A 13,293-nucleotide genomic window follows, 5' to 3' on the forward strand; every position below is an offset into this window, starting at 1 on the left:
AAGTCGTCGGCAGCCGCGTGTTTCGGCAGGCCGCCATGCGAATGTTCAGTTCTGCGAGATCTCGGTCAACGCTGTCTGGAGTTCGGTATTGCTCATGCGATCGAGCGGCAGCGCCAGCAACTGCAGCATGCGATAGCCGATTGCCTGGCGTGTGAGTTCGAACGCGAGGCGCTTGCCTTCGTCGCCGCCCGCTGCATTCGACGGATCGGCGTAGCCCCAGTGCACTTTGACGGGGCTACCGGGCCAGTACGGGCACGTCTCGGCGGCCGCGCTATCGCACACCGTGATGACGACGCGCATTTCGGGCGCACTGTCCCCGACGAACTCGTCCCAGCTCTTGCTACGGTAGTCGCTCACGTCGATACCGGCGTTCGTCAGCGCCTCCAGCGCGAACGGATTGAGGCGACCGCTCGGCGCGCTGCCGGCGCTGTACGCTCGCACATCCTTGCCGAGCTTCGCTGCCCAGTGATTGAGCATCCCTTCCGACAGCACGCTGCGCGCCGAGTTGTGGGTGCAGAGGATCAGCACGTTCGTGGTCATGTCCGAGAATCCAGATTTACTGTTGGCCGATTTCGCGCACCGATTTCTGCAGCGCGACGTTATCGAGTTTGGTGAGCGGCAATGACAGCAGCAGGTCGATCCGACGCTTCAACGTCAGCGCGGCGTCGTGCATGGCCTGCTGCTTCTGCTCGTCGGAGCCCTCGACATCGGCCGGGTCAGGCACGCCCCAGTGCGCGGTGATCGGTTGACCGGGCCAGATCGGGCAGACCTCGCCGGCGGCCTTGCCGCACACGGTGAAGACAAAATCGAGCATGGGCGCGCCAGGCGCCGCAAATTCATCCCGGCTCGTGCTTCGATACCCTTCGGTCGGCAATTGCCAACGTGCCAGCTCGCGCAGTGCGAACGGGTTCACCTCGCCTTTCGGATGACTGCCGGCCCGAGTAGGCAACGAAGCGCCCGTCGCCAAGCTGGCTCATCAAGCCTTCGGACAGGACCGATCGGGCGGAATTGCCGGTACAGATGAACAGCACGTTGTAGCGCTTGCCGCTCATGGTCGGACCTCAGCAGCAGGAAGATTTCACCGGCACGCCGATCGGCTTGCCGCGCGCGGGGGAACAGCAAGCAGAAGCGTCGGCGTTCGATTCAGCCGCCGGCGCGCTACGGGATTCACCGAAGGTTGGAACCTCGCCGAGCGTCTGGTATGTCTCCCAGGCAACGCCTTGCGGATCGACCGTCCAGTATTTGTCGGAACGCGCATAGCAGCACGCCGTGCCGATCTGCGCGTCGACGGGCAAGGACGCCGCGCTCAAACGCGCGTGCATTTCCGCAAGCTCGGTCTCGTTCTCGACCTGCACGCCGAGATGGTCGAGGCCCGGCGCTGCGCCGCGCTGCGAGATCGCGAAATTGATGTGCGGGTCGTCGAGCATCCACTTGGCGTAGTCGTCCTTGACGACGGTCGGTTCGGCGGCGAACAGCGCCGAGTAGAAGCGAATGCTCTCGGCGAGATCGGCGACGCCGACGTGAACATGAAAGCGTTTCATGATTGATGCTTCTTGGACGTCGAACAGGCGGCTGCCGGCGAGCAAGGGTTGCCGCCGCAGCAGTTCTCCGTGAGGTAGGCCAGCAGGCCATTCATCGTTTCGAAGCTCGCGCAGTAGAAGACGAAGCGGCCTTCCTGGCGGCTAGTGACGAGCTGCGCATGCGCCAACTCCTTCAAATGGAAGGAGAGCGACGATGGCGGCACATCTAGCAGCGTGGCAATCTGCCCGGCCGGCATGCCCTCCGGGCCCGCCTGCACAAGAGCACGGAAGATGGCGAGCCGGGACTCGTGCGCGAGTGCTGCGAGGGCAGCAATGGTTTGGTTCGTTTCCATTATTCGATAATAATGGAAATATCGAATATTGCGAAGGATCGACACACACTCGACCAGCGGGTTCGTCCACGCCCTCTGGCAATCCCGAAATCTTGCGTTAGAATAACTGTATATTTATACAGTATTTGATGAGAGTTCCCCCATGAATCGCACCGTTATTCAGCCCCTGCAGATGCGCGGCTCCGATGAACGGGCGCGTTCTATTGATGCGTTACTCGACAGAACCATGTATTCCGACTTGGGGGGAATAACGCTCTGGCGCGGCTCGCAGCTCGCGCGCGGCGGCCCGCGCACGGTCGATACCGGCTATGCGGCGCTGTCGGCCGAGTTGCCGGGGGGCGGCTGGCCGGTCGGCGGGCTTGTCGAGCTGCTCGTGCCGCACGCGGGCTGCGGCGAGATGCGCGTGCTCGCGCCCGCGCTCGCGGCGACGGGCAGCGCGCGGCGGCCGCTCGCGTTCGTCGCGCCGCCGCAGCCGCCGCACGCGTGCGCGCTCGCCGGCCTCGGCGTGCCGCTCGACGCGCTGCTGTGGCTGCGCGCGGACAGCGGCGCCAACGCGCTGTGGGCGGCCGAGCAGGCGCTCAAGACCGGCTGCTGCGGCGCGCTCCTGCTGTGGCAGCAGAACACGCGCGCCGAGGCGCTGCGCCGCCTGCATCTCGCCGCCGCCCGCGCGGGCGACACGCTGTTCGTGATGTTCCGGCCGCTCGCCGCCGCGCAGCAGCCGTCGCCCGCGGTGCTGCGCCTCGCGCTGCATCCGTCGCCGGGCGGGGTGTCGGTCGAGATCGTCAAGCGCCGCGGGCCGGCGTGCGGCGAGCCGCTTTCGCTCGAATTGCCGTCGCCCATCGTGGAGAGCCGCTATGCGCGTCTTGCTCGGCATCCATCTGCCGCGCCTGCCGCTCGACGTGTGCGCACCGCCGTCGCCTGACGGCGGCAACGGCTGTGCGGTGCTCGAGCAGGGCGTCGTGCTGATCGCCGATTCGGCCGCGCGCGCGCACGGCGTGCGCGTCGGCATGAAGCGCGGCGGCGTGCTGACGCTCGCGTCCGGCACGCGGCTCGTCGAGCGCGATCCGGCGCGCGAGGCCGACGCGCTGCGCGCGGTCGCGCTCGCGCTGCTGCGCTTCTCGCCGTGCGTCGCGCTCGACGACGAAGCGACGCTCGTCGTCGACGTCGGCGCGAGCCTGCGGCTGTTCGGCGGCCTGCCGTCGCTGTGCCGGCAGGTGCGCGCAACGCTCGCCACGCTCGGCTATGCGGCGCGTCTTGCCGCCGCGCCGACGGGGCGCGGCGCGTGGCTGCTCGCACGCGCGCCGGGCAAGCCGCGCGCGCGGCGGCGGATCGTGCGGGCGGCGTCGCTCGCGCGCGCGCTCGATGCGCTGCCGTGCGAGCTGCTGCCCGCCGCGCGCCCGTACGCCGGCTGGTTCGACGGCATTGGCTGCCGCACGCTCGCCGATCTGCGCCGCCTGCCGCGCGCGGGGCTCACGCGCCGCTGCGGTCCCGCGCTCGTCGCCGCGCTCGATCGCGCATACGGCGACGCCGTGGAGCCGCTCGCCTGGATGCCGGTGCCGCCCGTGTTCGACATGCGCCTCGAATTGCCGGAGCGTGTCGAATATGCGCAAGCCGTGCTGTTCGTCGCGCGGCGGCTCGTCGTGCAACTGTGCGGCTGGCTCGCCGCGCGGCAGTTGTCGCTGTCGGCGATGGCGTTCGCGCTCGAGCACGAGCGCGGCCGCCAGGCGGTGCCGCCGACGCCGCTCGAACTCGCGTTCGCCGAGCCCGCGCGCGACGAGGCGCACTTCATGCGCGTCCTCGGCGAGCGGCTCGCGCGCGTCGCGCTGCCCGCCGCGGTGATCGCGGTGCGTCTGACGGCGACGCGCGTCGAATCGGTCGCGCCGCCCGCCGACGATCTATTCCCCGAGCCGGGCGGCACCCGCGAGGCGCGCGCGCGGCTCGTCGAGCTCCTGACCGCGCGGCTCGGCGCGGACAACGTGCTGCGCGCGGCGCCCATCGCCGATCACCGGCCCGAGGCGGCGAACCGCTGGCTGCCGCTCGGCGCGCCGGCGGGCAAGCCGGCCGTGCCGGGCGTCGCGCCGCCGCGTCCCGCGTGGCTGCTCGCGCAGCCGCTGCCGCTCGTGATGCGCGAGAACCGGCCGTTCTACCGCACGCCGCTCAGGTTCGTGTCGTCGATCGAGCGGATCGAGGCCGGCTGGTTCGACGGCCAGCTCGTCGCGCGCGACTATCGCATCGCGCAGGACGGCGACGGCGCGTGCTACTGGGTCTACCAGGAGCGCGGCAGCGGCGCGGCGGGGCAATGCTGGTTCCTGCACGGCCTGTTCGGGTGAGCGGCATGGATTCGCCGTTCAAGAGCCTGCCCGATTACGCGGAGCTGTTCTGCCGGTCGAACTTCTCGTTCCTGCACGGCGCATCGTCGGCGGAAGAGCTCGTCGAGCGCGCAAAGAAGCAGGGCTATCGCGGCATCGCGATCACCGACGAATGCTCGCTCGCCGGGGCGCCGCGCATGCACGTCGCGGCGAAGGCGCAGGGGTTGCCGCTCGTCGTCGGCGCGTACTTCGACGTGACGCCGGACGACGTCGCGCCGGGCCGCGATCCGGGGCCCGGCGCGTTCGGCCTCGTGCTGCTCGCGCAGAACCGGGAGGGCTACGGCAACCTCTCCGAGCTGATTTCGTGGCGGCGGATGGACGCGCCCAAAGGCGCCTACCGGCTCACGCCGCGCATGCTCGCCGCGCCGCCGCCGCCGTTCGCGCATCTGCGCGGCGTGCCCGACTGCTTCGCGATTCTCGTGCCGACGTATCCGGCGCGCGCCGACGTGCTCGACGCGCAACTCGCGTGGTTCGACGCGCTGTTCGGCGAGCGCGCGCGGCTCGGGCTCGTCCAGTTGCAGCGCGCGCTCGACGGCGCGCATCGCGAGGAAGTCCGGGCGGCGGGCGAGCGGCGCGGGATGCGCCTCGTCGCGCTCGGCGACGTGACGATGCACATCCGCTCGTGCAAGCCGCTGCAGGACACGATGACGGCGATCAGGCTCGGGATGCCGATCGCCGAATGCGGCCATGCGCTCGCGCCGAACGCGGAGCAGCACTTGCGCACGCGCCAGCGGATCGCGCAGTTGTTTCCGGCCGACGCGGTCGCGCAGACGTGCCGGATGCTCGACGCATGCGCTTTCTCGCTCGACGAGCTGCGCTACGAATATCCGCATGAAATCGTTCCCGCAGGGCATACGCCGGCGAGCTATCTGGCGCAGGAAACCTGGGCGGGCGCGCGCGAGCGCTATCCCAGCGGCATGCCGGAAACGGTGCGAAAAAGAATCGAGTACGAACTCGCGCTGATCGCCGAGCTGAACTACGAGCCGTATTTCCTGACGGTCTACGACATCGTCCAATACGCGCGCAGCAAGAACATCCTGTGCCAGGGGCGCGGCTCGGCGGCGAACTCGGTCGTCTGCTATTGCCTGCACGTGACCGAGGTGGACCCCGAGCGCAGCACGCTGCTGTTCGAGCGCTTCATCAGCCGCGAGCGCGGCGAGCCGCCCGACATCGACGTCGACTTCGAGCATCAGCGCCGCGAGGAGGTCATCCAGTATCTCTACGAGAAATACGGCCACGACCGCGCGGCGCTCGCGGCGGCCGTATCGACCTATCGCCCGCGCGGCGCGCTGCGCGAGACCGGCAAGGCGCTCGGCGTCGATCCGATGCTCGTCGAGCGGGTCGCGAAGGCGCATCGCTGGTTCGACGGCAGCCGCGATCTGCTCGCGCGCTTCGAGTCGGTCGGGCTTGATCCGGACACGCCGCTCATTGGCGCGTGGGCCGAACTCGCCGCGCGGCTGCTGAACTTTCCGCGCCACCTGTCGCAGCACTCGGGCGGCTTCGTGGTGAGCCGCGGCAAGCTCACGCGGCTCGTGCCGGTCGAGAACGCGGCGATGGAGGGGCGGCGCGTGATCCAGTGGGACAAGGACGATCTGGAGGCGCTCGGGCTGATGAAGGTCGACGTGCTCGCGCTCGGCATGCTGTCCGCGCTGCATCGCGCGTTCGACATGGTCACGGCGTGGCGCGGCGCGCGGGATGGCAAGCCGTTCGGAATGGCGCACATCGAGCAGGGCGACGTGAAGACATACGACATGATTTGCCGCGCGGACACGGTCGGCGTGTTCCAGATCGAGTCGCGCGCGCAGATGTCGATGCTGCCGCGCTTGCGGCCGCGCAACTATTACGATCTCGTGATCGAGGTCGCGATCGTGCGGCCGGGGCCGATCCAGGGCGGCGCGGTGCATCCGTACCTGAAGCGGCGGCAAGGGCTCGAGCCCGTCACGTATCCGAAGGCCGATCTGAAGCAGGCGCTCGAGCGCACGCGCGGCGTGCCGATCTTCCAGGAGCAGGTGATGCAGATCGCGATCATCGCCGCGGGCTTCACGCCCGGCGAGGCCGACGAGCTGCGCCGGGCGATGGCCGCGTGGAAGCGCAAGGGCAATATCGAGCAGTACCGGCGCAAGATCGTCGACGGCATGCGCGAGCGCGACTATCCGCCCGAATTCGCCGAGCAGATCTTCGAGCAGATCAAGGGCTTTGGCGAATACGGCTTTCCGGAGAGCCACGCGGCGAGCTTCGCGCATCTCGTCTACGCAAGTAGCTGGCTCAAGTGCCACGAGCCGGCGATCTTTCTCGCCGCGCTCCTGAACAGCCAGCCGATGGGCTTCTATCCGCCCGCGCAGCTCGTGCAGGACGCGAAGCGCCACGGCGTGACGGTGCTGCCGATCGACGCGACGAAGAGCGACTGGGAAGCGTCGCTCGAAGCGCGGCCCGGCGCGGTGCCGCCCGACGGCGGGCCGTCGGTGCGGCTCGGCCTGTCGCTCGTGCGCGGGCTGGGCGAGGAGGCCGCGCGGCGGATCGAGGCGGCGCGCGCGGCGGGGCCGTTCGCGAGCGTCGACGAACTCGCGCGCCGCGCGCGCCTCGAGCGCCGCGATCTCGAGGCGCTCGCCGCCGCGAACGCGTTCGCGACGCTCGCCGGCAATCGCCGCGATGCGCTGTGGCAGGCGGTCGCCGCCGTGCCGGAGCGCGGCCTGCTCGCCGCCGCGCCGATCGACGAAGCGGTGAGGCCGGCGCTCGGCGCGCCGTCCGAGGCCGACGACGTGTTCGCCGACTATCACACGATCGGCCTCACGCTGAACCGGCATCCGGTCGCGCTGCTGCGGCCCGCGCTCGATGCGCGGCGGCTGTCGTCCGCCGCGGCGCTGCGCGATCGCCGCAACGGCCAGCTCGCGCGCGCGTGCGGGCTCGTGACCGCGCGGCAGATGCCGGGCACGGCGAAGGGCGTGCTGTTCGTCACGCTCGAGGACGAGACGGGCAGCGTGAACGTGATCGTCCGGCCGGAGCTGCTCGAGCGGCAGCGGCGCGAGACGCTCGATTCGCGGCTGCTCGCGGTGTCGGGCGTCTGGCAGTGCGAGAGCGATGTCCGGCATCTCGTCGCGCAATATCTGGAGGATCTGACGCCGCTGATCGCGGGCTTGCGAACCGAGAGCCGCGAATTCCATTGACCGGCCGCGAATCGATGCATACCAATGCGCAACACTGGTGCTATTTCGGTATCTATTCGGCCGAAATCCGGCTTGCTCCAACCCCCATGTCCAGCGGCCGGTCTTTGGCATGCGGGTAAATACCTATCCAGAAATATCCTGTAAATAAAGGGCTTCGACACGTCGAGGCCCTTGGCTGACAACACTTTCCGGCGAGCCGGCATTCCGGTTTCGATCAAATTGACTGGTATTATTTTGGTTATATAATGGCCTCGCTTTTCGGACGACGCCCTCCCGTTTTCGTACCCGGAGACCTATGGACATCGGCTGGTCGGCGCTGGCGCCCGACGCCCGCAGCGACACCCCGCTCTACCTGCAGCTCGCCCGCAATCTCGCGGGCGCGATTCACGGCGGCGCCTGGCGCGCCGGCGAAGCGCTGCCGTCCGAGCGCGGCTTGTCGGCGGGGGCGGGCGTGTCGCGCATCACCGCGCGCCGCGCGCTCGCGCTCCTCGTCGAGCAGGGCCTCATCCGGCGCGTGCGCGGCGCGGGCAGCTTCATCACGCCGCGCGTCGCGGATCCGCTGTCGCGGCTCGTCGGGTTCACCGCGAAGATGCGCCAGCGCGGCTTCGCGCCCGATTCGGTGTGGCTCGCGCGCAGCCTGCGCGCCGCGAGCCGCGACGAGCTCGCGCGCTTCAGCCTGTCGCCCGGCGCGACGGTCGCGCGCCTCGAGCGGCTGCGGCGCGCGGACGGCGTCGTGATGGCGTACGAGCGCTCGACGCTGCCCGCGACCTGCGTGCCCGAGCCGCAGGCGCTCGAAGGGTCGCTGTACGGCTACCTGCGGTCGCGCGGTCTCGACGTGGTGCGCGCGTCGCAGCGCTTTCGCGCGGTGAATGCGGCGGCCGACGTCGCACAGTGGCTCGGCCTCGTGCCGGGCGCGGCGCTCCTCGTCATCACGCGGATCGGTTACGGCGCCGATCGGCGGGCGATCGAAGCGACCGAAACCTATTGCCGCGACGATTACTACGATTTCGTCGCCGAGCTGAAACGCTGACACGACAGACTGTCCGCGGCAGCCCGGACGACTGGCAAGCCCTCTCGCAAGCAGCAAGCGGTACCGACCCCATACGCATCACCAGATATCAGAGAACGTCATGCTGACCGGAAACATACTGACCGCCGAAGGCTGGATTCACGGCACGCTCGAATTCGAGAACGGCCGGATCACGGCGCTGTCGGGCGACGCGACGGACCCGTCGAAGAACGATGCGCCCTACATCCTGCCCGGCTTCATCGACCTGCACGTGCACGGCGCGGGCGGCGCGGACGTGATGGAAGGCGGCGACGCGATCGAGACGATCGCGCGCACGCATGCGCGCTACGGCACGACGAGCCTGCTCGCGACGACGATGACCGCGCCGCGCGACGAGCTGATGCGCGTCGTCGCGAACCTGGGCGACGTCGCGCGCACGCGCACGCCGGGCGGCTCGCGCGTGCTCGGCGTGCATCTCGAAGGCCCGTACATCAATCCCGGCAAGCTCGGCGCGCAGCCGGACGCGGCGGTGTCCGCGGTGCTCGACGAGGTGCTGAAGTACCTGTCGATCGCGCCGATCCGCGTCGTCACGCTCGCGCCGGAGATTTCCGGGCACGTCGAGATCATCTCGGAGATGGCCGCGCGCGGCGTGCGCGTGCAGCTCGGCCATTCGCTCGGCACGTACGACGACGCGGTCGCCGCGCTCAAGCACGGCGCCTGCGGCTTCACGCACCTGTTCAACGCGATGTCGCCGCTGCATCACCGCAATCCCGGCATCGTCGGCGCGGCGCTCGCGCACGCCGAATACGCGGAGATCATCCCGGACCTCCTGCACGTGCATCCGGGCGCGATCCGCGCGGCGCTGCGCGCGATTCCGCGCCTGTACGTGGTGACCGACAGCACGTCGGCCACCGGCATGCCCGACGGCGAATACCGGCTCGGCAGCCAGCGCGTGACGAAGTGCCTGGGCGGCGTGCGTCTTGCCGACGGCACGCTCGCCGGCAGCACGCTGACGATGGATCAGGCGCTGCGCAATCTCGTGTCGCTCGGCCTGCCGATCGCCGACGTGTCGAACCGGATGTCGCGCTACGCGGCCGACTACCTCGGGCTCGCCGATCGCGGCCGCATCGCGCGCGGCGCGTGGGCCGACGTCGTCGTGTTCGATCGCGAACTGAATCTGGCCGCAACCTTCGTCGAAGGAGAATCGATTGTCGAATATGCTTAACGAGGCGCGCGAGTCGGCGCGAGTCGTCGCCGCGCAGCTTGCGGACACGCGCCGCGTCGAGACGCTCGCGCTCCACCTCGCGGCGCACACGCCGCAGGTCGCGCTCACCGTCGCGCGCGGCAGCTCCGATCACGCGGCGAGCTACTTCGCGAGCCTGACGATGAGCCGCCTCGGCGTGCCCGTCGCGTCGCTGCCGATGTCGGTCGCGACGCTGCAGCAGGCGCCACTGAAAGTGCGGGGCCAGCTCGCGCTCGCGTTCTCGCAATCGGGCAAGAGCCCGGATCTCGTCAACACGATGGCCGCGCTGCGCGACGCGGGCGCGCTGACGGTGGCGGCCGTCAACGTGCTGCCGTCGCCGCTCGCGCACGCGTGCGAGCACCCGTTGCCGCTCCTCGCCGGCCCCGAGCTGTCGGTCGCCGCGACGAAGAGCTATATCGCGATGCTGTCGCTCGCCGCGCAGCTCGTCGCGTTCTGGCAGCGCGACGCCGCGCTCGTGTCCGCGCTGCGCGGCCTGCCCGACGCGCTCGACGAGGCGGGCCGGCTCGACTGGTCGGGCGCCGTCGACGAGCTGTGCGACGTCGAGCGGATGATCGTGATCGGCCGCGGGCTCGGCCTCGCAATTGCGCAGGAGGCGGCGCTCAAGCTGAAGGAGACCTCGGGCATCCAGGCCGAGGCGTTCTCGAGCGCCGAAGTGCGGCACGGCCCGATGGAACTGATCGACCGCGACTATCCGCTCCTCGTGTTCGCGCCGCCAGGGCCGGAACAGGAGGGCCTGCTGCAGCTCGCGCGCGACATGCGCGCGCGCGGCGCGCGCGTGCTGCTCGCCGCGCCGGCGGGCACGCCCGATGCGACGCTGCCGCTCGCGCGCACCGCGCATGCGGCGCTCGATCCGATCGCCGCGATCCTGTCGTTCTACGTGATGGCGGCCGGGCTCGCGCTCGCGCGCGGCCGCGATCCCGATGCGCCGCGCCATCTGCACAAAGTCACCGAAACACACTGACGATCTGACGATCACCGACGAGACGAGACAGCCATGAGACGTGCCGAGGAGTCACAGTTGAAGCAACAAGCATCCCACGACCAGATCGTGCTGGTCGCTCCGCTGACGGGGCCCGTCGTGCCGCTCGCCGACGTGCCCGACCCCGTGTTCTCGGGCGGCATGTTCGGCGACGGCATCGGTATCGATCCGCTCGAGGGCCGGCTGCTCGCGCCGTGCGCGGGCGTCGTGTCGCACGTCGCGCGCACGGGCCACGCGGTGACGGTCGCGGCCGACGGCGGCGCGGAGATCCTGCTGCACATCGGCATCGACACGGTCGAGCTGAACGGGCTCGGCTTCTCGGCGAAGATCGCCGAAGGCGCGCGCGTTTCGGCGGGCGATCTGCTGATCGAGTTCGATCAGGACGCGATCGCGCGCGCCGCGCACAGCCTCGTATCGGTGATCGCGATCGCGAATTCGGATGCGTTCGAAGTCGTCGGGCGCGCGGGCGCGGGCGTCGCGAAGGCGGGCGAGACGCCGCTGCTCACGCTGCGCGCGCGCGGCGCGGCGGCAAGCGCGGGTTCGGCGGCAGGCTCCGCAGGCCCCCCCGCCGAAGCGCGCAAGTCGGTCACGCTCACGCAGCCGGGCGGCCTGCACGCGCGGCCGGCCGCGCGCGCGCGCGAAGCGGCGCGCGGGCTCGACGCGCACGTCGACGTGCATTTCGAAGGGCGCAAGGCGGCGCTGCAGAGCGTCGTCGGGCTGCTTGGCCTCGGCGCAGGCGAGCACGCGACGATCGAGCTCGTCGCCACGGGCCGCGACGCGGCGAAGGCGGTCGAGCTCGTCGCGCACGAGCTGCTGCGCGAAGCGCACGGCGAAGCCGAGGAGAAGCCGGCGCGCGTCGTGTCGCCCGCCCCCGTCATCGCGAGCGGCGGCCACGCGCCGCTCGATCCGAACACGCTCGCGGGCGTGTGCGCGGCGCCCGGCATCGCGCTCGGCGCGCTCGTGCGCTGGGACGACGCGGACATCGCGCCGCCCGAGCTCGCGAGCGGCACGCCCGCGGCCGAGAGCCGGCTGCTCGACCGCGCGCTCGCCGAAGTCGACGCGCAGCTCGAGACGACGGTGCGCGAAGCGTCGAAGCGCGGCGCGATCGGCGAAGCCGGCATCTTCGCCGTGCACCGCGTGCTGCTCGAGGACCCGGCGCTCGTCGACGCCGCGCGCGACCTGATCAGCCTCGGCAAGAGCGCGGGCTACGCGTGGCGCGAGACGATCCGCGCGCAGACGGCCGTGCTCGCCGACGTCGACGACGCGCTCCTCGCCGAGCGCGCGGCCGATTTGCGCGACATCGACAAGCGCGTGCTGCGCGCGCTCGGCTACGCGAGCGCGACCGCGCGCGAGTTGCCGGCCGAGGCGGTGCTCGCGGCGGAGGAGTTCACGCCGTCCGATCTTGCGTCGCTCGATCGCGAGCGCGTGACGGCGCTCGTGATGGCGCGCGGCGGCGCGACCTCGCATGCGGCGATCATCGCGCGCCAGCTCGGCATCCCGTCGCTCGTCGCGGTCGGCGACGCGTTGTATGCGATTCCGCAGCGCACGCAGGTCGTCGTCGACGCGAGCGCGGGCCGCCTCGAGTACGCGCCGACCGCGCTCGACGTCGAGCGCGCGCGCCACGAGCGGCAGCGTCTTGCCGGCGTGCGCGAGGCGAACCGGCGGATGTCGGGCGAAGCGGCGGTGACGCGCGACGGCCACAGGATCGAGGTCGCCGCGAACATCGCGACGCTCGACGACGCGCGCGTCGCGGTCGACAACGGCGCCGACGCGGTCGGCCTGCTGCGCACCGAGCTGATGTTCATCCACCGGCAGGCGGCGCCGACGACGTCCGAGCATCAGCAGAGCTATCAATCGATCGTCGACGCGCTGCAAGGGCGCACCGCGATCATCCGCACGCTCGACGTCGGCGCGGACAAGGAAGTCGATTACCTGACGCTGCCGCCCGAGCCGAACCCGGCGCTCGGCCTGCGCGGGATCCGTCTCGCGCAGGTGCGCCCCGATCTGCTCGACGATCAGTTGCAGGGCCTCCTTTCGGTGAAGCCGTACGGCTCGGTGCGAATCCTGCTGCCGATGGTGACGGACGTCGGAGAGCTCGTGCGGATCAGGAAGCGCATCGACGATTTCGCGCGCGCGATGGGCCGCGAGCAGCCCGTCGAAGTCGGCGTGATGATCGAGGTGCCGTCGGCCGCGCTCCTCGCGGATCAACTCGCGAAGCACGCGGATTTCCTGTCGATCGGCACGAACGACCTTACGCAATACACGCTCGCGATGGACCGCTGCCAGGCGGATCTCGCCGCGCAGGCGGACGGCCTGCATCCGGCCGTGCTGCGGCTCGTCGACGCGACCGTGCGCGGCGCCGGCAAGCATGGCAAGTGGGTCGGCGTGTGCGGCGCGCTCGGCGGCGATCCGGTCGCGGTGCCGGTGCTCGTCGGCCTCGGCGTGACGGAATTGTCGGTGGACCCGGTGTCGGTGCCGGGCATCAAGGCGCAGGTGCGCCATCTCGATTACCAGTTGTGCCGCCAGCGCGCGCAAGACCTGCTCGCGCTCGAATCGGCGCAGGCGGTGAGGGCAGCAAGCCGCGAGATCTGGCCGGCGGAATGACGCACGTCCGTCGTCCGGCGAATCGCGCGCG

General features: G+C 70.5%; 10 protein-coding genes and 1 pseudogene. 7 read left to right on the plus strand and 4 right to left on the minus strand.

Annotated elements, in window-relative coordinates:
• Positions 1-45: 45 nt before the first annotated feature.
• From WS92_RS13405 to WS92_RS13420, 4 genes and pseudogenes are all read right to left on the minus strand, one after another.
• Complete coding sequence (locus WS92_RS13405) at positions 46-540, minus strand: arsenate reductase ArsC (protein WP_006024447.1); 495 nt, start codon at positions 538-540, stop codon at positions 46-48.
• Between the two features lie 16 nt (positions 541-556).
• Positions 557-1,052 (minus strand): annotated as a pseudogene (locus WS92_RS13410) (arsenate reductase ArsC).
• A 9-nt stretch (positions 1,053-1,061) separates the two neighbouring features.
• The gene (locus tag WS92_RS13415; protein WP_059932648.1) at positions 1,062-1,541 is read right to left on the minus strand and encodes an ArsI/CadI family heavy metal resistance metalloenzyme; all 480 of its coding nucleotides are present in this window, start codon (positions 1,539-1,541) and stop codon (positions 1,062-1,064) included.
• Complete coding sequence (locus WS92_RS13420) at positions 1,538-1,873, minus strand: ArsR/SmtB family transcription factor (RefSeq protein WP_059932646.1); 336 nt, start codon at positions 1,871-1,873, stop codon at positions 1,538-1,540. Before WS92_RS13420 ends, WS92_RS13415 begins: the two co-directional genes overlap by 4 nt.
• Positions 1,874-2,099: 226 nt before the next feature.
• On the opposite strand from WS92_RS13420, the gene imuA reads away from it, so the two are divergent.
• The 7 genes from imuA (at position 2,100) to ptsP (ending at position 13,262) form a co-directional block, all read left to right on the plus strand.
• The gene (gene imuA / locus WS92_RS13425; protein WP_041861768.1) at positions 2,100-2,795 is read left to right on the plus strand and encodes a translesion DNA synthesis-associated protein ImuA; all 696 of its coding nucleotides are present in this window, start codon (positions 2,100-2,102) and stop codon (positions 2,793-2,795) included.
• Positions 2,728-4,203 (plus strand): Y-family DNA polymerase, encoded by a 1,476-nt coding sequence (locus tag WS92_RS13430; RefSeq protein ID WP_041861767.1) that lies wholly within the window; start codon positions 2,728-2,730, stop codon positions 4,201-4,203. The genes imuA and WS92_RS13430 overlap by 68 nt, the downstream gene beginning before the upstream one ends.
• Before the next feature lie 5 nt (positions 4,204-4,208).
• Positions 4,209-7,406, plus strand: coding sequence for an error-prone DNA polymerase (locus WS92_RS13435; RefSeq protein WP_059932644.1), 3,198 nt, complete (start codon positions 4,209-4,211; stop codon positions 7,404-7,406).
• Positions 7,407-7,701: 295 nt separating this feature from the next.
• Complete coding sequence (locus tag WS92_RS13440; RefSeq protein ID WP_015602079.1) at positions 7,702-8,436, plus strand: GntR family transcriptional regulator; 735 nt, start codon at positions 7,702-7,704, stop codon at positions 8,434-8,436.
• 100 nt (positions 8,437-8,536) lie between these two features.
• Positions 8,537-9,640 (plus strand): N-acetylglucosamine-6-phosphate deacetylase, encoded by a 1,104-nt coding sequence (gene nagA / locus WS92_RS13445; RefSeq protein WP_006024454.1) that lies wholly within the window; start codon positions 8,537-8,539, stop codon positions 9,638-9,640.
• Complete coding sequence (locus WS92_RS13450) at positions 9,633-10,640, plus strand: SIS domain-containing protein (RefSeq protein ID WP_059932642.1); 1,008 nt, start codon at positions 9,633-9,635, stop codon at positions 10,638-10,640. Before nagA ends, WS92_RS13450 begins: the two co-directional genes overlap by 8 nt.
• 57 nt (positions 10,641-10,697) lie before the next feature.
• The gene (ptsP, locus tag WS92_RS13455) at positions 10,698-13,262 is read left to right on the plus strand and encodes a phosphoenolpyruvate--protein phosphotransferase (protein ID WP_059932640.1); all 2,565 of its coding nucleotides are present in this window, start codon (positions 10,698-10,700) and stop codon (positions 13,260-13,262) included.
• Positions 13,263-13,293 lie beyond the last annotated feature (31 nt).

The sequence above is a fragment of the Burkholderia sp. MSMB1588 genome, assembly GCF_001546925.1.
GTDB lineage: Bacteria > Pseudomonadota > Gammaproteobacteria > Burkholderiales > Burkholderiaceae > Burkholderia > Burkholderia humptydooensis.